Below are 23926 nucleotides of genomic sequence, written 5' to 3' on the forward strand. Positions count from 1 at the left end.
TTCGCCTCGTTACTCGATGATGACCAGCGGCTCGTCAAATTCAACCGGTTGCCCGCTTTCGACCAGAACGGCTTTCACTACGCCCGCTTTATCAGCTTCGATCTGGTTCATCATTTTCATCGCTTCTACGATGCACAGGGTGTCGCCCACGTTAACTTTCTGACCCACTTCCACGAAAGCTTTCGCTTCCGGGCCTGGTGTACGGTAGAAAGTACCGACCATCGGGGAACGTACGATGTGACCACTGATTTCAGCTTTAGCCGGAGCGGATTCTGCTGCTGCCGGAGCGGCAACTGGCGCTGGCTGAGCCTGAGCGGCCGGCGCGGCATAAGCCTGCTGCATTACCGGGAAGCTAGCTGGCGCGGTTGCGCGGCTGATGCGTACTGACTCTTCGCCTTCAGAAATTTCCAGTTCAGAAATGCCAGACTCTTCGACCAGCTCGATCAGTTTTTTAATCTTACGAATATCCATGAGTGGGTTCCGTACTCTTTGTTTAGTGTGATTGTGACAGGCGTTTTACCGCCGTCTGTAACGCGTATGAATAACCATCTGCGCCTAACCCGCAAATAACGCCAGCGGAGACATCAGACAGATACGAATGATGGCGAAACGGTTCGCGCGCATGCACATTGCTGAGGTGAATCTCGATAAACGGGATACTCACCGCCAGCAGCGCATCTCGAAGGGCAACGCTTGTATGCGTAAACGCGGCCGGATTGATCAGGATATAGTCGACAGAGTCTTTAGCCTGATGAATTCGGTCGATGAGTGCGTACTCCGCGTTGGATTGCAGATGATCCAGCTCAACGTTCAGTGCTTCCGCTTCATGTTGCAAACCGTTTACGATTTGCGCAAGCGTCAGCGTTCCGTACTTCTCGGGTTCACGGGTACCGAGCATGTTAAGGTTCGGGCCGTTTAAAAGCAAAATGCGAAACTTGTCTGCCATTGTGCTGCTATCTCCTGCAATTCTCCGGTAAAAAACAAAATATACCTTCGATGCGCGATTGTCACCTTTTCAGGGGGACAAAACCCCTGTCAGGAAAACTGAAGTCGCACATTATAACTATTTCGTAGCATTTGGCAGCTAAATACTGGTCTTATCAGGGAAGATTATCAACCGCATTCGTGTAAAGTCAGGACGGAGTTCAGTAATTTGCGGTAAACCGCACATATCTCGCAACTAGCGCCACCACTGGCGGAACTTCTTGTAACGCCATGCTAAAAGCGCGACTACGCACACAGCATAAAGCAGCGGCTGCGGCGATAAAATTTTTACCGACCACAGGTAGTGAACCGGCGCGAGGATCGCTACCAGATAGACGAAGTTATGCAATAACTGCCAGCGTCGGCCCAGTTTTCGCTGCATCCACTGGGTAGAGGTCACCGCCAGCGCCAATAAGATCAGCCAACTGGCAAAACCGAGCAGCAAATAGGGGCGCATCACCAGCTCCTGGCCCAGTAGCGCCAGGTTGTTGATACCGAGCTCCAGCAGGGCATAGCTACATAAATGCAACGTGGCCCACGAAAAACACCATAACCCCAACAGGCGGCGGGTGCGTATCAATAATGGCTGTTTAGCGTAGCGCGCCAGCGGAGAAACCAACAAGGTCGCCAGCAGTAATTTCAGAGCCATCCTACCGGTGAAGTGCTGAATATCTTTTGCCGGGTCGGCGCTGAGTTGCCCGGAGGATGCGGCCCAAAAGAGCCAGACTAACGGTAAAAATGCCGCAAGATGCAGGCAAAGTTTCAGCCAGCGAATGTGTGTAACGGTTAAGCGCATTAAAAATTCTCCCGCAAATCCAGCCCGCGATAGAGCGAAGCGACCTGGTCGGCATAGCCATTAAACAGCAGCGTCGGCTGACGTTTTACATCCAGGATCCCGCCGGAACCAATAAAGCGTTCGCTCGCCTGCGACCAGCGGGGATGGTCGACGTGCGGGTTCACGTTGGCATAAAACCCGTATTCATCAGCTGCGGCGAGGTTCCAGGTGGTTGGCGGGCGTTCACGGGTGAGCTTAATCGAGACAATCGACTTGATGCCCTTAAAACCATATTTCCACGGCACGGTGAGGCGAATGGGCGCGCCGTTTTGCGGCGGCAGCGCTTTGCCATACACGCCGACGGTCAGCATAGTGAGCGGGTGCATCGCTTCGTCCAGGCGTAACCCTTCGACATAGGGATATTTCAGCCCGCCGCCGATAAAGCGGTCTTTTTGCCCGGGCATCACGTCGGGCGCGTACAACGTCTGGAAAGCCACGTATTTTGCGTTGCTTGTGGGCTCAACCAGCGATAAAAGTTTATGTAAAGGAAAGCCTACCCACGGCACGACCATCGACCAGGCTTCTACGCAGCGCATCCGATAAATACGCTCTTCCAGTGGAAAACGGCGGGTGAGGTCATCGTGATCGAGCGTCAGCGGTTTTGCCACTTCGCCATCAATCGTCAGTTTCCAGGGATCGGTCGGCAAACTGCCTGCGTTAGCTGCCGGGTCAGCTTTATCGAGGCCGAACTCATAAAAGTTGTTGTAACCGGTGACTTTATCTTCCGGTGTTAATGTGAGTTTGTTTTGCCATTCGGCGGGTTTGCTGAAATCGAGCGGTTTACCAGAAGGCGCGGGCGGGCGATCGTTGCCCTTAAACCAATCGCTAAGGCCAGCCTGAGCAGGAAGCGCCATAGCAGCCGTACTGATTCCTAACATCTTCAGCACCTGGCGGCGCTGCATCATAAAGACGGACTCTGCGGTCACGTCGGCTTCGGTTAATTTTTTCACGCTATTTCACCTCTCCGTCATTTTTACTAAGCATGACGGAGAGGCGTTATTCGCGCGAATATGTCACGAAAATTTGAAGATTAGGCGATTTTTACCAGCGTACGGCCCTGCGCCTGATTGTTGATAATCGCTTCGGCAAACTGCGGTGCTTTATCGAGGGTGATTTCCGTTGCGCTTTGCGCGTAGAAAGACGCCGGCAGATCGTTCACCAAACGCTCCCATGCGGCAGTGCGGCGCGCAATCGGGGTCATTACTGAATCGACACCCTGCAAACGGACGTTACGCAGGATAAATGGCATTACGGTTGTCGGCAGCGCGAAACCGCCCGCCAGGCCACAGGCCGCCACGCAGCCGCCGTAGTTCATTTGCGCCAGCACTTTCGCCAGCACTTTGTCGCCGACGGTATCGATAGCCCCGGCCCAAACCTGTTTTTCCAGTGGGCGCGTTTCTGCGAACTCATCACGGGCCAGAATACGATTAGCCCCTAATTGACGCAGATAATCGTGGGTGCTTTCGCGACCAGAAACAGCGGCCACCTGATAACCCAGTTTATGCAGCAGTGCGACCGCGGTGCTGCCTACGCCGCCGCTGGCACCGGTTACCACGATTTCACCATCTTGCGGACGCACGCCCGCGTCTTCCAGCGCCATTACGCACAGCATGGCAGTAAAACCGGCGGTACCAATAATCATCGCTTTACGGCCATCGAGTCCATTTGGCATCGGCACCAGCCAGTCGCCCTTCACCCGGGCGCGCTCAGATAAACCGCCCCAGTGATTTTCCCCTACGCCCCAACCGGTCAGCAGTACCTGCTGACCGGGCTGGAAGCGCGCGTCGTCGCTGGCGTGTACCGTACCGGCGAAATCAATGCCGGGCACCATAGGGAAATTACGGATAATTTTGCCTTTCCCGGTGATTGCCAGCGCGTCTTTATAGTTCAGGCTGGACCACTGAATATCCACGGTGACATCCCCTTGCGGCAACAGGCTATCGTCGATGCGCTGTACCGATGCAAGGGTTTTTCCGTCCTGCTGTTCTAAGATTAATGCCTGCATAACCCGTCCTCAATGGCTCGATGTTTGGTAAAATTTCTCTCAGAACTATACTCGCTACACACAATTCTATGTCGATTTGGCGCAATAAATTGCCAGAAACCCCTGATTTGGTAGTATGCCGGGTTCATTTGATATGTTAGTGCTCACTTTTGACAGAGCGGGCAGCCGGGGCCGGGCGATTTGTCGGGTGACGATTAACCAACGGAGTTAAATCAGGGATGCGATTAACGACGAAATTTTCCGCTTTTTTTACACTGCTGACCGGGTTAACTATCCTGGCGACATTGATTGGCTCGTCGCTGAGTTTTTATAACGGCATTCAATATAAAGTGAAGGGCCGCGTAGAGGCGGTCGCTACGGTGTTGGATAACCGCCTGTTAACCCACTCCTTCGAGCAGTTGGCGCCTCAGCTTGATGAAATGTTTGCTCCGGTGGATGTGGTGAGCGTCGATTTCCTCCAGGATGGAAAAAAGGTATACCACTACGCGCGCAAAAGCAGCTACCGACCGGTGGGCAGCTATTATCGTTATCGCGAACTGCTCATTGACTCTGTTAAGCATCCCGGCATGCAAATTAAGCTGGAATATCAGGATCCGATGGCGAACTACTTCCGTTCGTTGATGACCACACTGCCGCTGACCCTGACCATCGCTTTTATGGTCATGATGGTGTTTATCGCGGTGCGCTGGCTGCGTCGCCAACTGGCGGGGCAGGAACTGCTGGAGTCACGGGCGATTCGCATCCTGAACGGCGAGCGTGGCGCGAAAGTTAAAGGCAACGTCCACGAATGGCCCGCCCGCACCAGTAGCGCGATGGACGTCCTGCTGTCAGAAATTCAGTTTGCCGCTGAGCAGCGTAGCCGAATGGACACGCTGATCCGTGCCTACGCCGCGCAGGATAATAAAACGGGCCTCAGCAACCGTCTCTTCTTTGATAACCAACTGGCGACGCTGCTGGACGATCAGGAAAACGTTGGCGCGCACGGTATCGTGATGATGATTCGTCTGCCGGATCTCGATTTGCTGCGCGATAGCTGGGGCAATGAAGCGGCAGAAGAGCATCTCTTCATGCTCATCAACCTGCTTTCTACCTTTATGATGCGTTATCCAGGCGCCTTACTGGCGCGATATCACCGTAGCGACTTTACTGTATTGTTGCCTCATCGCACCTTAAAGGAAGCGGACAGTATCGCCGGGCAATTGCTCAAGGCCGTCGATGCGCTGCCGATAACTAAAATTCTTGACCGTGATGACATGATGCATATTGGTATCTGCGCCTGGCGTAGCGGGCAGACCAGCCAGCAGGTGATGGAACATGCGGAATCTGCGGTACGTAACGCGGTGTTGCAGGGCAGTAACAGTTGGGCGATTTACGATGATTCACTGCCGGAGAAAGGGCGAGGCAATGTGCGCTGGCGTACGCTTATCGAACAGATGCTGCGACGTGGCGGCCCGCGTTTATACCAGAAACCGGCGATAACGCTTGATGGGCATGTCCACCATCGGGAACTGACCTGCCGTATTTATGACGGTAATGAAGAGGTGATTGCAGCAGAGTACCTGCCGATGGTGCTTGAGTTCGGTCTGATGGAAGAGTATGACCGTTTGCAAATTACCCGCGTATTGCCGTTTTTAAATTTCTGGCCAGAAGAAAATCTCGCCTTACAGGTTTCTGTCGAGTCGCTCATCCGCCCGCGTTTTCAGCGCTGGCTGCGTGATACCTTAATGCAATGCGAAAAATCGCAACGCAAACGGATTATTTTTGAACTTGCAGAGGCAGATGTTTGTCAACATATCAGCCGTTTGCAGCCCGTCGTGCGTTTAATTAACGCCTTAGGGGCCAGGATCGCCGTTATTCAGGCGGGTTTAACCCTGGTGAGCACCAGTTGGATCAAGCAGCTTGAGGTTGAACTCATCAAGCTTGACCCCGGCCTGGTGCGCAATATTGAGAAGCGGAGTCAAAACCAGTTGCTGGTGCAGAGCCTGGTTGAAGCCACGAAAGGCACAACCATGCGGGTTTTTGCGCCGGGCATCCGGAGCCGTAGTGAATGGCAGGTACTGACAGAGTGTGGCGTTTCCGGCGGGCAGGGTGATTTTTTTGCCGCCTCACAACCACTTGACACGAATGTGAAAAAATATTCGCAAAGATACTCTGTTTGACCTGCTGTTTAACGTGTTTATCACGTAGAATAATGCGCGCGGTTTATTCGGGGGTGTGCGTGTCTGCTCGCCGGGTATATGTCGCATCATGCAAGTCGACGACCTTTGAAACAGGTTGCAAGTCCAGATTGGGATACGGTAATGACTCCCGACGCTGATGGAGCCAGGTTGGATTTGTAACAGAGGAAACGAACTGCACTAATTTTCACCGTTGCAGATGATTTTTGCGCCTTGTCGCTGCTGCGTGTGGTTGGTAAAGTAAGCGGATTTTGTTTTCCGCCCCAGCTTTCAGGATTATCCCTTAGTATGTTGAAAAAATTTCGTGGCATGTTTTCCAATGACCTGTCCATTGACCTGGGTACTGCGAATACCCTGATTTACGTAAAAGGACAAGGCATCGTATTGAATGAGCCTTCCGTGGTGGCCATTCGTCAGGATCGTGCTGGTTCTCCGAAAAGCGTCGCTGCCGTCGGTCATGACGCCAAACAGATGCTGGGTCGTACGCCTGGCAATATCGCGGCTATTCGTCCGATGAAAGACGGCGTTATCGCCGACTTCTTCGTGACCGAAAAAATGTTGCAGCACTTTATTAAACAGGTGCATAGCAACAGCTTCATGCGTCCGAGCCCGCGCGTACTGGTTTGTGTGCCGGTGGGCGCAACGCAGGTTGAGCGTCGTGCGATTCGTGAATCCGCTCAAGGCGCAGGCGCGCGTGAAGTGTTCCTGATTGAAGAACCGATGGCTGCGGCAATCGGCGCAGGCCTGCCGGTTTCCGAAGCGACCGGTTCTATGGTGGTTGATATCGGTGGTGGTACCACTGAAGTGGCGGTTATCTCCCTGAACGGCGTGGTTTACTCCTCTTCCGTACGTATCGGCGGCGACCGTTTCGATGAAGCTATCATTAACTACGTGCGTCGTAACTACGGCTCTCTGATCGGTGAAGCCACCGCAGAGCGCATCAAGCACGAAATCGGCTCCGCTTATCCGGGTGACGAAGTGCGTGAAATCGAAGTCCGTGGCCGTAACCTGGCTGAAGGTGTACCGCGCGGTTTCACCCTGAACTCCAACGAAATCCTCGAAGCGCTGCAGGAGCCGCTGACCGGTATCGTAAGTGCCGTTATGGTTGCACTGGAACAGTGCCCGCCGGAACTGGCGTCCGACATCTCCGAACGCGGTATGGTTCTGACCGGTGGTGGTGCGCTGCTGCGTAACCTTGACCGCCTGTTAATGGAAGAGACGGGCATTCCTGTCGTTGTTGCTGAAGATCCGCTGACCTGTGTGGCGCGCGGTGGCGGCAAAGCGCTGGAAATGATCGATATGCACGGCGGCGACTTGTTTAGCGAAGAGTAGTCAGCCTGAGTCCGGGGTAGCTTTCGGGCTACCCTTGATTTTACTGACACGAGAATACGCATAGCCTATGAAGCCCATTTTTAGCCGTGGCCCGTCGCTACAGATTCGCCTAATTCTGGCGGTTCTGATCGCGCTTGGCGTTATCATCGCCGACAGCCGCCTTGGTATGTTCAGTCAGATCCGAACATACATGGATACCGCCGTCAGTCCTTTCTATTTTGTCTCCAATGGTCCCCGTGAATTACTCGACAGCGTGTCACAAACGCTGGCCTCGCGTGACCAACTCGAACTCGAAAACCGGGCACTTCGCCAGGAACTGCTGCTGAAAAACAGCGACCTGCTGATGCTGGGTCAGTACAAACAAGAGAACGCCCGTTTACGTGAACTGCTGGGTTCGCCGCTGCGTCAGGATGAGCAGAAAATGGTGACGCAGGTGATCTCCACCGTTAACGATCCTTACAGCGATCAGGTAGTTATCGACAAAGGTAGCGTCAATGGCGTCTATGAAGGCCAGCCGGTCATCAGCGACAAAGGCGTTGTCGGCCAGGTGGTGGCCGTCGCCAAACTGACCAGCCGTGTCCTGTTAATTTGCGATGCCACGCATGCGCTACCGATTCAGGTGCTGCGTAACGACATCCGCGTGATTGCCGCCGGCAACGGCTGCACCGACGATCTCCAGCTTGAACACCTGCCTGCCAACACGGATATCCGCGTCGGAGATGTGCTGGTGACGTCTGGCCTGGGCGGTCGTTTCCCGGAAGGGTATCCGGTTGCGGTGGTCTCCTCCGTGAAGCTCGATACCCAGCGCGCGTATACCGTGATTCAGGCGCGTCCAACCGCGGGCTTACAGCGTCTGCGTTATCTGCTGCTGCTGTGGGGCGCCGATCGTAATGGCGCGAACCCGATGACGCCGGAAGATGTGCACCGCGTGGCCAACGAACGTTTGATGCAGATGATGCCGCAGGTGTTGCCATCCCCGGATGCCATGGGGCCGCCAACGCCAGTACCGGCACCTGCCACGGGGCTTGCAACCTCGCCCACGGAAACCCAGCCGACTGAACTCTCCCCTCAGGGAGGGCCATAGTGGCAAGTTACCGTAGCCAGGGACGCTGGGTAATCTGGCTCTCGTTTCTTATCGCACTGCTGCTGCAAGTGATGCCCTGGCCGGACAACATCATCGTTTTCCGGCCAAACTGGGTTCTGCTTATCCTGCTTTACTGGTCACTGGCGCTGCCGCATCGGGTGAATGTCGGTACCGGTTTTGTGATGGGCGCGATTCTGGATCTCATTAGCGGCTCAACGCTCGGCGTGCGCGCGTTGTCGTTGAGTATTGTGGCGTATCTGGTGGTGCTCAAGTATCAGCTGTTTCGTAATCTGGCGCTCTGGCAGCAGGCGCTGGTGGTCATTCTGTTGTCGCTTTCCACGGATATTATTGTTTTCTGGTCAGAGTTTTTAGTGATCAACGTCTCTTTCCGACCGGAAGTGTTCTGGAGTAGTGTAGTCAATGGCGTACTCTGGCCGTGGATCTTCCTCCTGATGCGCAAAGTTCGTCAGCAATTCGCCGTGCAATAAAGGTCGTTATGAAAATTTATCTCGCTTCAGGCTCCCCGCGTCGCCAGGAACTGCTCACCCAACTGGGTGTGGCGTTTGAGAAAATCGTTCCAGGTATTGAAGAGCAGCGCCGTCCACAGGAAAGTGCGCAGCAGTACGTGACGCGACTGGCGCGAGAAAAAGCTCAGGCCGGAGTGGCAATGGTTGATCAAGACCTCCCGGTTCTGGGTGCGGATACTATAGTTATCCTCAATGGCGAAGTGCTTGAGAAACCGCGTGATGCCGCCCATGCGGCAGAGATGCTGGGTAAGCTTTCAGGGGAAACGCATCAGGTAATGACCGCCGTCGCGCTGGCAGACCGCCAGAATACGCTCGACGCGCTGGTGGTCACCGATGTGACGTTCAGAGTACTTTCCGAACACGATATCGCAGGCTACGTTGCCAGCGGTGAACCTTTAGATAAAGCAGGTGCATACGGTATTCAAGGGTTGGGTGGCTGTTTTGTCAGGAAGATAAATGGCAGCTATCACGCCGTAGTCGGCTTACCGCTGGTGGAAACGTATGAGTTGCTCAGTAACTTTAACTCACTACGTGAGGAAAGGGATAAACATGACGGCTGAATTATTAGTGAATGTGACGCCATCCGAAACGCGTGTGGCGTATATCGATGGCGGCATTTTGCAGGAAATTCATATTGAGCGTGAAGCGCGACGCGGAATCGTAGGCAATATCTACAAAGGTCGTGTCAGTCGTGTATTGCCAGGGATGCAGGCGGCTTTTGTAGATATTGGCCTGGAGAAGGCCGCATTCCTTCACGCCTCCGATATTATGCCGCACACCGAGTGTGTGGCGGGTGAGGAACAAAAACAGTTCACCGTACGCGATATCTCTGAGTTAGTGCGTCAGGGGCAGGATCTCATGGTGCAGGTGGTGAAAGATCCGCTCGGCACCAAAGGCGCGCGTCTGACGACTGATATTACACTCCCTTCACGTTACCTCGTTTTTATGCCCGGCGCGTCCCACGTCGGCGTTTCCCAACGTATTGAAAGCGAAGCCGAACGCGAACGCCTGAAGAAGGTGGTAGCGGAGTATTGCGACGAGCAAGGCGGTTTTATCATTCGTACAGCGGCAGAAGGCGTGTGCGAAGAGGATTTAGCCTCTGACGCCGCGTACCTCAAACGCGTGTGGACCAAAGTGATGGAGCGTAAAAAACGCCATCAAACACGTTATCAGCTTTACGGCGAGCTGGCGCTGGCGCAACGCGTGCTGCGTGATTTCGCGGATGCCCAGCTTGACCGCATTCGCGTTGACTCGCGTCTGACTTATGAAGCGCTGCTGGAGTTCACTGCTGAATACATCCCGGAAATGACCAGTAAGCTGGAGCACTACACCGGCCATCAGCCCATTTTCGATCTCTTTGACGTCGAAAATGAAATTCAGCGCGCGCTGGAACGTAAAGTAGAACTGAAATCGGGTGGCTACCTGATTATCGATCAGACCGAAGCGATGACCACGGTGGATATCAACACCGGAGCGTTTGTCGGCCACCGTAATCTCGACGACACGATATTCAATACCAACATAGAAGCGACCCAGGCTATCGCGCGTCAGCTCCGCTTGCGTAATCTGGGCGGCATTATCATCATCGATTTTATCGATATGAATAATGAAGATCACCGCCGACGCGTGCTGCACTCGCTGGAGCAGGCCCTGAGCAAAGATCGCGTGAAAACCAGCATCAACGGCTTCTCTCAGCTTGGGCTGGTGGAGATGACCCGTAAACGTACCCGTGAAAGCGTGGAGCATGTGCTGTGCAATCAATGCCCGACCTGCCATGGGCGCGGCACGGTGAAAACCGTCGAGACGGTATGCTATGAAATCATGCGCGAAATTGTGCGCGTGCATCATGCGTATGATTCCGACCGCTTCCTCGTGTATGCATCACCGTCGGTGGCGGAAACCCTGAAAGGCGATGAATCCCATGCGCTGGCGGAAGTCGAAATCTTCGTTGGCAAGCAGGTAAAAGTACAAATCGAACCGCTCTATAACCCAGAGCAGTTTGATGTGGTCATGATGTAAAGCAGCCTGCCGGGCACAAGGAGAGAAGCGTGAGGCGATTGCCGGGGATATTACTGCTCACCGTGGCAACATTGATTGTCATTGCTGCGTTGTTGGTGAGCGGCTTGCGCCTTGTGCTGCCGCATCTGAATGAGTGGCGCCCGCAAATCCTCGCAAAAATCTCTTCGGCGGTGGGGCAACCGGTGGAAGCCTCGAAAATTCAGGCCAGCTGGGAAAATTTCGGCCCCACGCTTGATGTGCGCGATATTAAAGCTGGTCTGGATAACGAGGGCGGCGAGATGTCGATTAAACGCGTCTCGCTGGCACTCGATGTATGGCAAAGCCTGCTGCATATGCGCTGGCAATTTCGCGATCTCACCTTCTGGCAGCTCAACATACATACCAATGCACCGCTGCAAAGCAATGACAGCAGCGACAGTATGGAAGGCGATCGCATCGGCGACCTCTTCCTGCGCCAGTTTGATCAGTTCACCCTGCGCGACAGCCATCTGAGCTTCCTGACTCTTTCCGGTCAGCGAGCCGAACTGGCGATCCCGCAGCTCACCTGGCTCAACGGTAAAAACCGTCACCGTGCGGAAGGCGAGCTAAGCCTGACCAGCCTTACCGGGCAGCACGGGGTGATGAAAGTGCGTATGGATCTGCGGGATGAAAATGGCCTGCTGAATAAAGGCAAGCTGTGGCTTCAGGCGGATGATATCGACGTCAAACCCTGGCTTGGTAAATGGATGCAGGACAACATTGCGCTCACCAGTGCGCGCTTTAGTCTGGAAGCCTGGGCTTCGCTCGATAAGGGCGAAATCTCGAGCGGTGATGTCTGGCTGAAAAAGGGCGGCGCGACGTGGAAGGGTGATAAAGACGATCATCAGCTCTCCGTAGATAACCTGACGGCGCACCTCTCACGTGAAAAAGCGGGGTGGGAATTCCGCATCCCTGATACGCGTATTACCATGGATGGCACACCGTGGCCGCGCGGTGCGCTGGCGCTGGCGTGGATCCCGGCGCAGGAAGTGGGCGGAAATAACAGCGTACGCAGCGATGAACTTCGCATTCGCGCCAGTCATCTTTCTCTTGCCGGGCTCAATGGTCTGCTACCGATTGCCGACAAGCTCTCCCCAACGCTTGGCGAAATCTGGCGTACCACGCAGCCGAACGGTACGATTGAGTCGTTGGGGCTCGATATTCCGCTCAAGGCGACGGAGCAAACCCGTTTTCAGGCCGCGTGGAACGATCTGGCGTGGAAGCAGTGGAAGCTACTGCCCGGTGCGGAAAACGTCTCTGGCGAGTTGTCCGGCAGCGTTGCAAACGGCGCATTGAAAGTGAATATGCAGCAGGCGACGATGCCATATGAGACGGTGTTCCGCGCGCCGCTGGAAATTGCCAAAGGCACCGCCACGCTCAACTGGCTGAAGAACGACAAAGGCTTCATGCTCGATGGGCGTAATATTGATGTTGAGGCTAAAGCCGTCCGCGCCGCAGGCGGTTTCCGTTACCTGCAGCCAAAGGATGACCAGCCCTGGCTGGGCATTCTGGCGGGTATCAGCACCGATGATGGCGGCCAGGCCTGGCGCTATTTCCCGGAAAATCTGATGGGTAAAGAGCTGGTCGATTACCTGAGCGGGGCAATTAAAGGCGGCCAGGCTGATAATGCCACGCTGGTGTATGGCGGCAATCCGCATCTCTTCCCGTACAAGCATAACGAAGGGCAGTTTGAAGTTTCGGTGCCGCTGCGTAACGCTACCTTCGCCTTCCAGCCAGACTGGCCCGCGCTGACCGACCTCGACATTCATCTCGACTTCCTCAACGATGGTCTGTGGATGAAGGCGGATAAAGTGGCGCTGGGCGGCGTCACGGCGACCAACCTTAACGCCATGATCCCGGACTACGCCAAAGAGAAGCTGCTGATTGATGCGGATATCAACGGACCAGGAAAAGCGGTTGGGCCATATTTCAATGACACACCGCTCAAAGAATCGTTAGGCGCGACGCTGGATGAACTTCAGCTTGATGGGGATGTGAGTGCTCGCTTACAACTTGATATCCCGCTCAACGGCGATCTGGTTCATGCGACCGGCGATGTGGCGCTCAATAATAACAGTCTGTTTATCAAACCGCTCGACAGTACGCTGCACAACCTGAACGGCAAATTCAGCTTCTCAAACGGCGATTTGCAGAGCCAGCCGATGACCGCGACCTGGTTTAATCAGCCGCTGAAGGTTGATTTCAACACGCGTGAAGGTGAGAAATCGTACCAGGTTGGCGTCAACATGGACGCCAACTGGCAACCGTCGCGCACGGGCGTGCTGCCGAAAGCTATCAATGACGAAATCAGTGGCAGCGTGCCGTGGCAGGGGAAAGTTGCTATCGAGCTGCCGTATCGCGGCAGCCCAACGTACAAAGTCGGCGTCACCGCCGACCTGAAGAATGTGAGCAGTCACTTACCTGCACCGGTAGACAAAGCCGCCGGTGAGCCGCTCCCGGTGAAAATTGACGTTGATGGCAACCTGAAACGTTTCGATTTAACTGGCAAAGTGGGAAGTAATCATCATCTCAATAGCCGTTGGTTGCTCAACCAAAAATTGACGCTGGATCGCGCCATCTGGGCAAGCGACAGCCGCACTATCCCGCCGCTGCCGCAGCAGCCGGGCGTTGAGCTTAATCTCCCGCCGATGGATGGCGCGCAGTGGCTGGCCCTGTTCCAGCAGGGCGCGGCCAGTGATGCCAGCTCTGCCGCCGTCTTCCCGAAACAGGTCACCCTGCGCACGCCGTCGCTGACCTTAGGTGGGCAGCAGTGGAATAACCTGAGCATCGTTTCACAGCCGTCGGCACAGGGCACCAAAGTTGATGCGCAGGGACGTGAAGTGAATGCCACGCTGACCATGCACGACAATGCGCCGTGGCAGGCGGCGATTCGCTATCTCTATTACAACCCATCCTCGACGCCGCTGACGCAGGCGTCGGCCGCTTCAACAGGCCCGCTTAGCCGTAATCGCATCGATTTCAGTGGCTGGCCGGATCTTCAGCTTCGTTGTGCAGAGTGCTGGCTGTGGGGGCAGAAATATGGCCGTATCGACGGTGATTTCGCGATTAAAGGCGACACGCTGACCCTGCGTAATGGGCTGGTGGATACCGGTTTCGCACGACTGACCAGCGACGGCGAGTGGGTGAATGGTCTGAACGGGCAGCGTACATCGTTGAAAGGTAAACTGCGCGGCAAGAAAATAGATGATGCGGTGGCGTTTTTCGGTATTGCTACGCCAATTCGCGACTCCTCAGTCGACCTGGATTACGACTTACACTGGCGCGCCAGCCCGTGGCAGCCAGATGTTGCGTCGCTGAACGGTATTCTGAAAACGCGTATTGGCAAAGGGCAGTTTACTGATTTGAGCACCGGTCACGCGGGCCAGTTGTTGCGCCTGCTGAGCGTCGATGCGCTGCTGCGCAAACTGCGCTTTGATTTCAGCGATACCTTCACGGAAGGCTTCTATTTTGATTCCATCCGCAGTACTGCCTGGATTAAAGACGGCGTGCTGAACACGGATGATACGCTGGTTGATGGTCTGGAAGCAGATATTGCCATGAAAGGTTCCGTTGATTTGGTGCGTCGTCAGCTGGCGATGGAGGCCATTGTTGCGCCTGAGATTTCTGCAACCGTCGGTGTGGCGGCGGCGTTCGCCATTAACCCGATTGTCGGCGCCGCTGTCTTCGCGGCCAGTAAAGTTCTGGGGCCGCTGTGGAGCAAGGTGTCGATTCTGCGTTATCGCATCACCGGGCCAATTGATTCACCGCAAATCAATGAAGTTCTGCGCCAGGCGCGCAGTGATACGAAGCAATGATTTGACGCAGTCGCACAATTGCCTCACTCTTTTAACATGGGCATCTTAGCGGTAACTAACGAGTAGCGAATAATGAGTCTAAACCTGGTAAGTGAACAATTGCTGGCAGCGAACGGCCTGAATCATCAGCGCCTGTTTGACATTCTTGGTCAACTCGCCGAGCGCCGTCTCGATTATGGCGATCTTTATTTCCAGTCGAGCTATCACGAATCCTGGGTTTTAGAAGACAGCATCATCAAAGATGGTTCTTACAATATTGACCAGGGCGTTGGTGTGCGCGCGATTAGCGGTGAAAAAACCGGCTTTGCCTACGCCGACCAGATTAGTCTGCTGGCGCTGGAACAGAGCGCGCAGGCGGCGCGGACGATTGTACGTGATGCGGGTGATGGCAAGGTGCACACGCTGGGCGCGGTAGACCACGCTCCGCTCTATACGTCGCTCGATCCACTGCAAAGCATGAGCCGTGAAGAGAAACTCGACATTCTGCGTCGCGTGGATAAAGTCGCGCGTGCGGCAGATAAGCGTGTGCAGGAGGTTTCCGCCAGCCTGACGGGGGTGTATGAACTGATCCTGGTGGCGGCAACGGATGGCACGCTGGCGGCGGATGTTCGCCCGCTGGTGCGTCTGTCGGTCAGCGTGCAGGTGGACGATAACGGCAAACGCGAGCGCGGTGCCAGCGGCGGTGGCGGCCGTTTTGGTTATGATTACTTCCTGGCGGATCTCGACGGTGAAGTGCGCGCGGATGCGTGGGCAAAAGAAGCGGTGCGTATGGCGCTGGTGAATCTCTCGGCAGTCGCGGCACCTGCCGGCACCTTGCCGGTGGTACTGGGTGCTGGCTGGCCGGGCGTACTGCTGCACGAAGCGGTTGGCCATGGTCTGGAAGGCGACTTTAACCGTCGCGGCACCTCCGTTTTCAGCGGTCATATGGGCGAGCTGGTGGCTTCCGAACTGTGTACGGTTGTTGATGATGGCACCATGCAGGATCGCCGTGGTTCCGTGGCTATCGATGATGAAGGGACGCCGGGTCAGTACAATGTGTTGATCGAAAATGGCATTCTGAAAGGCTACATGCAGGACAAACTCAACGCGCGTCTGATGGGCGTTGCGCCGACCGGTAACGGTCGCCGTGAATCCTATGCGCATCTGCCGATGCCGCGTATGACCAATACCTACATGCTGGCCGGGAAATCGACGCCGCAGGAGATTATCGAATCCGTTGAGTACGGCATCTACGCGCCGAACTTTGGCGGCGGCCAGGTGGATATCACCTCCGGGAAATTCGTCTTCTCGACCTCGGAAGCGTATCTGATTGAAAACGGTAAAGTCACCAAACCGGTGAAAGGTGCAACCCTGATTGGTTCCGGAATCGAAACCATGCAGCAGATTTCCATGGTTGGTAACGACCTCAAGCTCGATAACGGCGTGGGCGTTTGCGGAAAAGAAGGGCAGAGCCTGCCGGTTGGCGTGGGTCAGCCGACGCTGAAGGTCGATAACCTGACAGTGGGTGGCACCGCGTAATTTTGCCTTGCCGGATGGCGGCTTTGCCTTATAAGGCCTACCGATCGAGTAGGCCTGATAAGCGTAGCGCCATCAGGCAAAATGTTTCACCGCTCCCCCACTTCATCTTTACCCCGCATCCCCTGGTATAACCGGGCGACCTCGACAAAATAATCGGTCAGGTAATTAATACATACCTGCACTTTTAGCGGCAGCTTATCTTTTTCGGTATAAAGTGCGTAAACCGGACGCGGATCGGACTGGTAGCGCGGCAGTAAAATTTCCACTTCGCCGCGGTTAATCTCTTCTATTACCCACATCAACGGCACGTACGCGATACCTGCCCCCACAGAGAGCCAGCGGCTCAGCGTCATCGGATCGTTCGTCACAAATCGTCCCTCTGGAATCAGGCGGGTGGTCAGCCCTTCCGGGGCGATCAGCTCAAATTCATTATCCGGGCGCACACTGTATTCCAGCCATGAATGGTTGGCGAGGTCGGCCGGTTTCTCGGGAATGCCTGCGTGCTGTAGATAACTTTTGGCCGCGCAGATAACCATTGGCATCGAGCCTAATCGGCGCGAGAAGAGACTGGAATCCTGTAACGCACCGACGCGGATCACCACATCAAGGCCATCGGCAATCAGATCCGGTGCCGGAATACCCGTAACCAGATTAACGGTCAGCCCGGTGTACTCCTTTAACATCTCCGCAGTGATCCGCGCGAGGACATTTTGTGCCATAGTTGAAGAACATCCGATCCGCAGCGTGCCGATTGGCGTATTGTTAAACGCGTAGAGCTGTTCATGGACATCTTGTGCTTCAAACAGCATTCGTCGACAGCCCTGGTAATATATTTTGCCGGCTTCTGTGAGGCCTATACTACGCGTGCTGCGGTTTAACAGCTTAACTTGTAACTCATCTTCCAGCTTTGATACAGTCTGGCTGATGGAAGAGACGCTCATCTGAAGCTGTTTGGCGGCGGCGGTGAACGAGCCTTGCTCGACCACTTTCGCAAACACGGACATTCGTTTTAGTCGTTCCATTATTCACTCTGGCTTAAAAGTGATTTAGATCACACAATATAGATAACGGCATAACAGTTACGTTAATATACTGTTAGCTGAATAATTAAAGCGCACTCTCACCTGCACGCTAGTCTAAACCAAGGTCAACATGAGTCTGTTTCCTGTCATTGTGATTTTCGGCCTGTCATTCCCGCCGATCTTCTTTGAGTTGCTATTGTCACTCGCCATCTTCTGGGGGGTGAGGCGACTGCTTATTCCAACCGGTATCTATGACTTTGTCTGGCACCCTGCGCTGTTCAATACGGCATTGTATTGCTGTCTTTTTTATCTGATATCACGTTTGTTCGTTTGAGGTAGATGTGAAAACGCTAATAAGAAAAATCTCCCGTACAGCCATCACACTGATACTGGTTATTCTGGCTTTTATCGCCATTTTCCGCGCCTGGGTGTACTACACCGAGTCGCCGTGGACGCGTGACGCGCGTTTCAGCGCCGACGTGGTCGCCATCGCGCCCGATGTCTCCGGGTTGATTACGCAGGTAAATGTCAAGGATAACCAACTGGTTAATAAAGACCAGGTATTGTTCACGATTGACCAGCCACGTTATCAGAAAGCGCTGGAAGAAGCTGAAGCAGATGTGGCGTATTACAAAGCGCTCGCCAGCGAGAAGCGCCGCGAAGCCGGACGTCGTAACCAGTTAGGCATTCAGGCGATGTCGCGTGAGGAGATCGACCAGGCCAACAACGTCCTGCAAACCGTTGAGCATCAGTTAGCCAAGGCACAGGCGACACGCGACCTTGCGCGCCTCGACCTTGACCGCACCGTTATTCGCGCACCGGCGGCGGGCTGGGTAACTAACCTCAACGTCTTCAACGGCGAATTTATTACCCGTGGCTCCACGGCGGTCGCACTGGTGAAAAAGAATTCGTTCTACGTGCTGGCCTACCTGGAAGAAACCAAGCTGGAAGGCGTGCGTAAAGGCTATCGTGCGGAAGTCACCCCGCTTGGCAGCAACCGTGTTATCAAAGGCACCGTCGATAGTATCGCGGCGGGCGTAACCAACGCCAGCAGCAGCAATGACGCGAAAGGCATGGCGACCATTGATTCCAACCTTGAATGGGTGCGTCTGGCGCAGCGTGTGCCGGTACGCATTCATCTTGATGAGCAGCAGGATAACATCTGGCCTGCCGGGACAACCGCAACGGTGGTGATTACCGGTGAAAAAGACCGGGACGCGCAGAACATGACCTTCTTCCAGAAACTGGCGCTGCGTCTGCGTGAGTTCGGTTAATCGTTATGGGTATTTTTAGCATTGCCAATCAGCACATTCGCTTTGCCATTAAACTGGCATGCGCGATTGTGCTGGCGCTGTTTGTCGGTTTCCACTTTGAGCTGGAAACGCCGCGCTGGGCGGTTCTGACGGCGGCGATCGTCGCGGCAGGGCCAGCATTTGCCGCCGGTGGCGAGCCCTATTCCGGCGCTATCCGCTACCGCGGGATGCTGCGTATTATCGGAACCTTTATCGGCTGTATTGCGGCGTTAACCATCATTATCGTGATGATCCGCGCGCCGCTCCTGATGATTCTGGTGTGCTGCATCTGGGCCGGTTTTTGTACCTGGCTCTCCTCGCTGGTACGCGTCGAAAACTCCTACGCGTGGGGGCTGGCGGGCTATACAGCGCTGATTATTGTTATCACTATTCAGACCGAACCACTCCTCACGCCGCAATTTGCGGTCGAGCGCTGTAGTGAGATCGTCATTGGTATCGTCTGCGCGATCATGGCCGATCTGCTTTTCTCGCCGCGATCGATCAAAAAAGAGATCGACCTTGAACTGGATAACCTACTTATCGATCAATATCGCCTGATGCAGTTGTGTATTAAGCACGGCGACAGTGAAGAAGTTGACCGCGCCTGGAGCGGGCTGGTGCGCCGCACGGCGGCTTTGGGGGGGATGCGCAGCAACCTGAGCATGGAATCTTCCCGCTGGTCTCGTGCGAATCGCCGTTTAAAGGCGTTGAACACGGTTTCCCTGACCATGATTACCCAGGCTTGCGAAACCTACATTATTCAGAACACGCGTCCGGAAACGGTTACTGATGACTATCGCGAGCTCTTCGCCGAGCCGGTGGAGACCGTACAGGATGTACATCGTCAGTTAAAACGCATGCGTCGTGTGATGGCCTGGACAGGTGAACACGGTACGCCGGTAACGATTTATGGTTGGGTAGGCACGGCGACGCGCTACCTGCTGCTGAAGCGCGGCGTAATTGGCAATACCAAAATCAGCGCCCGCGAAGAAGAAATTCTTCAGGACGAAGTGGTGGTGAAAGCCGAGTCAGCCGAACGCCATCATGCGATGGTTAACTTCTGGCGTACGACGGTCTCCTGCGTGCTGGGCACGCTCTTCTGGCTGTGGACAGGCTGGACATCTGGCAGCGGGGCGATGGTAATGATTGCGGTGGTCACCTCGCTGGCGATGCGTTTACCAAACCCTCGCATGGTCGCTGTCGACTTCCTTTACGGCACGCTGCTGGCGCTGCCGCTGGGAACGCTCTTCTTCCTGGTGATCATTCCCTCCACGCAGCAAAGCATGCTATTACTCTGTATCAGTCTTGCGGTGCTGGCGTTCTTTATTGGTATCGAGGTGCAGAAACGGCGGCTGGGGTCGCTGGGTGCGCTGGCGAGTACCATTAACATTATCGTGCTCGATAACCCGATGACGTTTGAGTTCAGTAAGTTTCTCGATAGTGCCCTGGGCCAGCTGGTGGGCTGTTTCCTGGCGCTGATGGTGATTATGCTGATTCGCGATAATTCGCGTGAACGCACGGGCCGCGTGCTGCTGAACCAGTTTGTGTCGGCTGCGGTTTCTGCAATGACGACTAACTCTGCGCGTCGTAAAGAGAACCATCTGCCGGCGCTCTATCAGCAACTCTTCCTGTTACTGAATAAATTCCCTGACGATATCGCTAAATTCCGCCTGGCGTTGTCGCTGATTATTGCGCACCAGCGTCTGCGTGATGCGCCAGTGCCGGTGAATCAGGATCTCTCTGAGTTTCACCGCCAGCTCAGACGCACGGCGGACAGCGTGATCTCCGCAGGCAGCGATGATAAGCGTCGCCGCTATTTCCTGCGTTTATTGGAAGAGTTAGATATTTATCAGGAAAAATTGCGTATCTGGGATGCCTCGCCGCAGGTCACCGAACCGGTTGGTCGGCTGGTGGCGATGCTGCATAAGTATCAGAGCGCACTGACGAACAGCTAGCAATCCCCAATCACATTTATCTTCTAGTCAAAGCCGACGCCCTCAGCGTCGGTTTTTTTATCGCTATACTTAGAGGCGGATAATAGCGGCGGGAAAATGGAGGGCGGGCGATGGAAGTCTATTCTTTTGATTTTGATGAAATAGAGAATCAGGGTGATTTTTACCGGGAGTTCACACGCCTCTTCACACTCAAGAGCGGGCTGGTTCACGATCTCGATTCATTGTGGGATGTGGTGACCGGCAGCCAGCTCCCGCTGCCCCTGGAGATAGAGTTCCTGCATCTCGATGAGAAGCAGAAGCGGCGCTACGGTGCGCTGATACTGTTATTTGATGAAGCTGAGGAAGAGCTGGAAGGGATGCTGCGCTTTAACCTTTCGCGGACATAAAAAAGCCCCCGCGTAATGGCGGGGGCAAGTCGTCGGACAAGACGACGAGGGTTTATTTGTACAGTTCTGCTGTGGCGTGCCAGGTATTACCGGAACGCGCTTCAATAATGCGGTAGCCGCTTGCACCTTCTTTCGCTGCTTTTGCTGATAATGCGCTATTCATATCCATCGGAGAACTCCCGACCTGGGATACGGAAACGGTGCCCATAGATTGCAGGCTCTGTGCTTGCTCTGCACTAATTTGCTCAGCTGCGCTGGCACCAAAAGAGAGAACAGAAGCCAGACCCAAAGAAGCGATGATCATTGCGTTTTTCATAATTTTTACTCCACCATGTGCGACAGCGGTGAGAGGAGAAAACATGGCTTCCTGGACCGCTGTAGAAAATATTTTTACCTAAATCTTACTCACTCACTAAATCGAACTTATTTGTACAGTTCAGCCGTTGCGTGCCAGTGGTCACCGGTACGTGCTTCGATGATGCGGTAAGAAGAGGCACCCTGTTCTTCCGCTTTCTTGTTCAGCATCTCATGCATATCCATCGGAGAAGAACCGACTGCACCGACGGAAATCGTGCCGATAGCCTGACGATTTTGCGCTTGATCGCTGTTGATAGAGTCAGCGGCGAAGGCGCCAAAAGAGATAACGGAAAGGATGCTCAGAGCGGCTACAGTTGTTTTGATTTTCATGATCTACACCTCGTCGAATTATTTAAAGGGTCTTTGTTTTGTGACCCTCATCACGAAATTAAGTATACACTAATCACATCTAAAATTAATACCAGACTAATGGTTTCAAGCGTAAATCTGTTTTAAAGGATTTATTTTTTATGACTAAATGAAATAAAAAATGGTGTAATAGTGCTATTTCCTTAGGTGTATTCTAAGAAAATCATATGGATAGCGTGATTTGATTTTTCGTGCGATTTTGCATGGATGCATTCACTGGAACTATGGGTTTAATCGATTTTTAGCACTTAATGCAAAATAGGGATTGGCAGAACATCGGGGAAACGAAGCGGCAGAAAAGAATTATCCTCTGGTCAGCGACCAGAGGAAAGGGGGATTACAGCTCTTGCTCGAACAGAACCAGAATGGCTTCGTACAGGTCTTTAACCGTAAAGCCACGGGCTGGAGTGGTAAAGATGGTATCGTCACCGGCGATGCTGCCGAGGATCCCTTCCGCTTTACCCAGAGAGTCAAGCAGGCGGGCAATCAACTGTGCGGCACCAGGGCTTGTATGGATAACGACAACCGCATCGTTATAGTCGATATCCAGCACCAGATTTTTCAGCGGGCTGGACGTTGTCGGTACGCCGAGTTCAGCTGGCAGGCAGTAAACCATCTCCATCTTGGCGTTGCGGGTACGAACCGCGCCAAACTTGGTTAGCATGCGGGAGACTTTGGATTGATTAATATTCTCGAATCCTTCCTCCTGCAGCGCCTGGACGATCTCTCCCTGAGAGCTAAACTTTTCTTCCTTTAACAGCGCTTTAAACGCTTTCACTAATTCTTCTTGTTTGGTCGAACTTCGCATAAGTCACCCGTATATGGTGATGAAATTAACATTATTATGCATATAAATGCATTTTTATGCAAATAATCTGCAAAAAAGGCGGATAATAATCGCGAGAAGGGGCGGATCTTAGCAAAATTTACTATTAATAAACATGCCTATATCACGCCCTGCAAATAAGGTTAAAAGTAAATTAAATGTTATGAAAATGATGTTGTTTTAACCAGATCACTGGTTATAGTTTAAGGGATAGTTGATGTGGATTTGGTTACGTGAAAAAGGCCTTTCCCGGTAAACGAATGAGCAATTTTGTAGCAAGGCTGCTAAATACCCCTCATTCTGTAAGCAATTAGATTGTAATTATTTACACCGTGAATTAAGGTCGCCGCAACGGAGTATAACAGGCAGTGCCCTGCGTCGGTTTTGCGGTACATGACAGGTCACCCTGAATGACATTAACCATAATAAGGAGTTTCGGATGAAAGTTGCAGTCCTTGGTGCCGCCGGCGGTATCGGTCAGGCACTTGCCCTACTACTTAAGACCCAACTACCTTCAGGCTCAGAACTCACTCTCTATGATATCGCCCCTGTTACGCCAGGCGTGGCAGTCGATCTCAGTCATATCCCGACCGATGTGAAGATCACAGGCTTCTCAGGTGAAGATGCTTCTCCGGCGCTGGAAGGTGCGGATGTGGTACTGATCTCTGCGGGCGTCGCGCGCAAACCGGGTATGGATCGCTCCGATCTGTTTAACGTCAATGCCGGGATCGTGAAGAACCTGGTGCAGCAGGTGGCGAAAACCGCACCAAAAGCCTGCATTGGTATCATTACTAACCCGGTCAACACGACCGTTGCCATTGCGACAGAAGTGCTGAAAAAAGCGGGCGTTTACGATAAGAACAAACTGTTCGGCGTGACCACGCTGGATATCATCCGCTCAAATACGTTTGTGGCGGAGTTGAAAGGTAAAAAAGCGACGGAAGTGGAAGTGCCGGTGATTGGCGGCCACTCTGGCGTGACCATTCTGCCGTTGCTGTCGCAAATCCCTGGCGTTTCCTTTAGCGATCAGGAAGTGGCCGACCTTACCAAACGTATCCAGAATGCGGGTACGGAAGTGGTCGAAGCCAAAGCCGGTGGCGGCTCTGCAACTCTGTCGATGGGGCAGGCGGCTGCGCGTTTAGGTCTTTCTCTGGTTCGTGCCCTGCAGGGCGAGAAAGGCATTGTTGAATGTGCTTATGTTGAAGGTGATGGCCAGTACGCGCGTTTCTTCTCCCAGCCACTGCTGCTGGGCAAAAACGGTGTGGAAGAGCGTCAGTCCATTGGCAAGCTGAGCGCGTTTGAACAACAGGCGCTGGAAGGTATGCTGGATACGCTGAGAAAAGATATTACGCTTGGCGAAGAGTTTGTGAATAAGTGATGTAAAGCATGAAAAAAAGGGCCGCGA

22 protein-coding genes are annotated in these 23926 nt (G+C 53.9%); 13 read left to right on the forward strand and 9 right to left on the reverse strand.

Features of this window, described 5'->3' with window-relative positions; translation table 11 throughout:
• Positions 1 to 9: 9 nt before the first annotated feature.
• The 5 genes from accB to acuI form a co-directional block, all read right to left on the reverse strand.
• Entirely contained in the window at positions 10 to 471 is a 462-nt protein-coding gene (accB, locus tag ACOXYR_RS00725) for an acetyl-CoA carboxylase biotin carboxyl carrier protein (RefSeq protein ID WP_108474916.1), read from the reverse strand.
• Between the two features lie 22 nt (positions 472 to 493).
• Positions 494 to 946, reverse strand: coding sequence for a type II 3-dehydroquinate dehydratase (aroQ, locus tag ACOXYR_RS00730; RefSeq protein WP_108474917.1), 453 nt, complete (start codon positions 944 to 946; stop codon positions 494 to 496).
• 234 nt (positions 947 to 1180) lie between these two features.
• The gene (msrQ, locus tag ACOXYR_RS00735) at positions 1181 to 1780 is read right to left on the reverse strand and encodes a protein-methionine-sulfoxide reductase heme-binding subunit MsrQ (RefSeq protein WP_421355436.1); all 600 of its coding nucleotides are present in this window, start codon (positions 1778 to 1780) and stop codon (positions 1181 to 1183) included.
• A complete protein-coding gene (gene msrP / locus ACOXYR_RS00740; protein ID WP_108474919.1) occupies positions 1780 to 2769 on the reverse strand; it encodes a protein-methionine-sulfoxide reductase catalytic subunit MsrP in 990 nt (329 codons plus the stop codon). Before msrP ends, msrQ begins: the two co-directional genes overlap by 1 nt.
• Before the next feature lie 80 nt (positions 2770 to 2849).
• Positions 2850 to 3824, reverse strand: a complete 975-nt coding sequence (gene acuI, locus ACOXYR_RS00745; protein WP_113858882.1) for an acrylyl-CoA reductase (NADPH) — start codon at positions 3822 to 3824, stop codon at positions 2850 to 2852.
• 218 nt (positions 3825 to 4042) lie between these two features.
• On the opposite strand from acuI, the gene csrD reads away from it, so the two are divergent.
• From csrD to tldD, 8 genes are all read left to right on the forward strand, one after another.
• Entirely contained in the window at positions 4043 to 5983 is a 1941-nt protein-coding gene (gene csrD, locus ACOXYR_RS00750) for an RNase E specificity factor CsrD (protein WP_108474921.1), read from the forward strand.
• A gap of 306 nt (positions 5984 to 6289) precedes the next feature.
• Positions 6290 to 7333, forward strand: coding sequence for a rod shape-determining protein MreB (gene mreB, locus ACOXYR_RS00755; RefSeq protein ID WP_000913396.1), 1044 nt, complete (start codon positions 6290 to 6292; stop codon positions 7331 to 7333).
• Between the two features lie 67 nt (positions 7334 to 7400).
• Positions 7401 to 8417 (forward strand): rod shape-determining protein MreC, encoded by a 1017-nt coding sequence (gene mreC / locus ACOXYR_RS00760; RefSeq protein ID WP_108474923.1) that lies wholly within the window; start codon positions 7401 to 7403, stop codon positions 8415 to 8417.
• Complete coding sequence (mreD, locus tag ACOXYR_RS00765) at positions 8417 to 8905, forward strand: rod shape-determining protein MreD (protein WP_108474924.1); 489 nt, start codon at positions 8417 to 8419, stop codon at positions 8903 to 8905. The genes mreC and mreD overlap by 1 nt, the downstream gene beginning before the upstream one ends.
• Before the next feature lie 8 nt (positions 8906 to 8913).
• Positions 8914 to 9504: a Maf family protein gene (locus ACOXYR_RS00770; protein WP_113858884.1), complete on the forward strand. Its 591-nt coding sequence runs from the start codon at positions 8914 to 8916 to the stop codon at positions 9502 to 9504.
• Positions 9494 to 10963 carry a ribonuclease G gene (rng, locus tag ACOXYR_RS00775; protein WP_108474926.1) on the forward strand — a complete coding sequence of 490 codons (1470 nt, stop codon included), beginning with the start codon at positions 9494 to 9496 and terminating at the stop codon, positions 10961 to 10963. Before ACOXYR_RS00770 ends, rng begins: the two co-directional genes overlap by 11 nt.
• 29 nt (positions 10964 to 10992) lie before the next feature.
• On the forward strand, positions 10993 to 14796 hold the full coding sequence (gene yhdP / locus ACOXYR_RS00780; RefSeq protein WP_113858885.1) for an AsmA2 domain-containing protein YhdP: 3804 nt from the start codon (positions 10993 to 10995) through the stop codon (positions 14794 to 14796).
• A 72-nt stretch (positions 14797 to 14868) separates the two neighbouring features.
• On the forward strand, positions 14869 to 16314 hold the full coding sequence (tldD, locus tag ACOXYR_RS00785; RefSeq protein WP_108474928.1) for a metalloprotease TldD: 1446 nt from the start codon (positions 14869 to 14871) through the stop codon (positions 16312 to 16314).
• 86 nt (positions 16315 to 16400) lie between these two features.
• On the opposite strand, the gene aaeR is transcribed toward tldD, so the two are convergent.
• Positions 16401 to 17336, reverse strand: a complete 936-nt coding sequence (aaeR, locus tag ACOXYR_RS00790; protein ID WP_108474929.1) for an HTH-type transcriptional activator AaeR — start codon at positions 17334 to 17336, stop codon at positions 16401 to 16403.
• A 130-nt stretch (positions 17337 to 17466) separates the two neighbouring features.
• Here aaeR and aaeX point away from each other — a divergent pair, with 130 nt between their 5' ends.
• The 4 genes from aaeX (at position 17467) to ACOXYR_RS00810 (ending at position 20969) form a co-directional block, all read left to right on the forward strand.
• The gene (gene aaeX, locus ACOXYR_RS00795; RefSeq protein ID WP_015962790.1) at positions 17467 to 17670 is read left to right on the forward strand and encodes a p-hydroxybenzoic acid efflux pump operon protein AaeX; all 204 of its coding nucleotides are present in this window, start codon (positions 17467 to 17469) and stop codon (positions 17668 to 17670) included.
• Between the two features lie 7 nt (positions 17671 to 17677).
• A complete protein-coding gene (gene aaeA, locus ACOXYR_RS00800; protein ID WP_189624232.1) occupies positions 17678 to 18610 on the forward strand; it encodes a p-hydroxybenzoic acid efflux pump subunit AaeA in 933 nt (310 codons plus the stop codon).
• A gap of 5 nt (positions 18611 to 18615) precedes the next feature.
• The gene (gene aaeB, locus ACOXYR_RS00805; protein ID WP_108474931.1) at positions 18616 to 20583 is read left to right on the forward strand and encodes a p-hydroxybenzoic acid efflux pump subunit AaeB; all 1968 of its coding nucleotides are present in this window, start codon (positions 18616 to 18618) and stop codon (positions 20581 to 20583) included.
• Positions 20584 to 20693: 110 nt separating this feature from the next.
• Positions 20694 to 20969 carry a barstar family protein gene (locus tag ACOXYR_RS00810; RefSeq protein WP_113858887.1) on the forward strand — a complete coding sequence of 92 codons (276 nt, stop codon included), beginning with the start codon at positions 20694 to 20696 and terminating at the stop codon, positions 20967 to 20969.
• Between the two features lie 52 nt (positions 20970 to 21021).
• On the opposite strand, the gene yhcN (ACOXYR_RS00815) is transcribed toward ACOXYR_RS00810, so the two are convergent.
• From yhcN (ACOXYR_RS00815) to argR, 3 genes are all read right to left on the reverse strand, one after another.
• Complete coding sequence (gene yhcN / locus ACOXYR_RS00815; RefSeq protein WP_015962794.1) at positions 21022 to 21285, reverse strand: peroxide/acid stress response protein YhcN; 264 nt, start codon at positions 21283 to 21285, stop codon at positions 21022 to 21024.
• A gap of 107 nt (positions 21286 to 21392) precedes the next feature.
• Positions 21393 to 21656, reverse strand: a complete 264-nt coding sequence (yhcN, locus tag ACOXYR_RS00820) for a peroxide/acid stress response protein YhcN (protein ID WP_108474933.1) — start codon at positions 21654 to 21656, stop codon at positions 21393 to 21395.
• 376 nt (positions 21657 to 22032) lie between these two features.
• Entirely contained in the window at positions 22033 to 22503 is a 471-nt protein-coding gene (argR, locus tag ACOXYR_RS00825; protein ID WP_015962796.1) for a transcriptional regulator ArgR, read from the reverse strand.
• A gap of 457 nt (positions 22504 to 22960) precedes the next feature.
• Between argR and mdh the strand changes: the two genes are divergently transcribed.
• A complete protein-coding gene (gene mdh, locus ACOXYR_RS00830) occupies positions 22961 to 23899 on the forward strand; it encodes a malate dehydrogenase (RefSeq protein WP_421355435.1) in 939 nt (312 codons plus the stop codon).
• Positions 23900 to 23926: the final 27 nt, after the last annotated feature.

Source organism: Pseudocitrobacter faecalis, assembly GCF_965231525.1.
In the GTDB taxonomy this organism is placed as follows: Bacteria; Pseudomonadota; Gammaproteobacteria; order Enterobacterales; family Enterobacteriaceae; genus Pseudocitrobacter; species Pseudocitrobacter faecalis.

What these genes read in the sequence shown, in the direction of transcription:
- argR (WP_015962796.1), bottom strand. Translation starts at nt 22,503, where the DNA reads ATGCGAAGTTCGACCAAACAAGAAGAATTAGTGAAAGCGTTTAAAGCG.
- aaeB (WP_108474931.1), top strand. Translation starts at nt 18,616, where the DNA reads ATGGGTATTTTTAGCATTGCCAATCAGCACATTCGCTTTGCCATTAAA.
- mdh (WP_421355435.1), top strand. Translation starts at nt 22,961, where the DNA reads ATGAAAGTTGCAGTCCTTGGTGCCGCCGGCGGTATCGGTCAGGCACTT.
- rng (WP_108474926.1), top strand. Translation starts at nt 9,494, where the DNA reads ATGACGGCTGAATTATTAGTGAATGTGACGCCATCCGAAACGCGTGTG.
- mreB (WP_000913396.1), top strand. Translation starts at nt 6,290, where the DNA reads ATGTTGAAAAAATTTCGTGGCATGTTTTCCAATGACCTGTCCATTGAC.
- acuI (WP_113858882.1), bottom strand. Translation starts at nt 3,824, where the DNA reads ATGCAGGCATTAATCTTAGAACAGCAGGACGGAAAAACCCTTGCATCG.
- csrD (WP_108474921.1), top strand. Translation starts at nt 4,043, where the DNA reads ATGCGATTAACGACGAAATTTTCCGCTTTTTTTACACTGCTGACCGGG.
- aroQ (WP_108474917.1), bottom strand. Translation starts at nt 946, where the DNA reads ATGGCAGACAAGTTTCGCATTTTGCTTTTAAACGGCCCGAACCTTAAC.
- aaeX (WP_015962790.1), top strand. Translation starts at nt 17,467, where the DNA reads ATGAGTCTGTTTCCTGTCATTGTGATTTTCGGCCTGTCATTCCCGCCG.
- yhcN (WP_015962794.1), bottom strand. Translation starts at nt 21,285, where the DNA reads ATGAAAAACGCAATGATCATCGCTTCTTTGGGTCTGGCTTCTGTTCTC.
- ACOXYR_RS00770 (WP_113858884.1), top strand. Translation starts at nt 8,914, where the DNA reads ATGAAAATTTATCTCGCTTCAGGCTCCCCGCGTCGCCAGGAACTGCTC.
- aaeR (WP_108474929.1), bottom strand. Translation starts at nt 17,336, where the DNA reads ATGGAACGACTAAAACGAATGTCCGTGTTTGCGAAAGTGGTCGAGCAA.
- ACOXYR_RS00810 (WP_113858887.1), top strand. Translation starts at nt 20,694, where the DNA reads ATGGAAGTCTATTCTTTTGATTTTGATGAAATAGAGAATCAGGGTGAT.
- accB (WP_108474916.1), bottom strand. Translation starts at nt 471, where the DNA reads ATGGATATTCGTAAGATTAAAAAACTGATCGAGCTGGTCGAAGAGTCT.
- msrQ (WP_421355436.1), bottom strand. Translation starts at nt 1,780, where the DNA reads ATGCGCTTAACCGTTACACACATTCGCTGGCTGAAACTTTGCCTGCAT.
- mreC (WP_108474923.1), top strand. Translation starts at nt 7,401, where the DNA reads ATGAAGCCCATTTTTAGCCGTGGCCCGTCGCTACAGATTCGCCTAATT.
- yhcN (WP_108474933.1), bottom strand. Translation starts at nt 21,656, where the DNA reads ATGAAAATCAAAACAACTGTAGCCGCTCTGAGCATCCTTTCCGTTATC.
- tldD (WP_108474928.1), top strand. Translation starts at nt 14,869, where the DNA reads ATGAGTCTAAACCTGGTAAGTGAACAATTGCTGGCAGCGAACGGCCTG.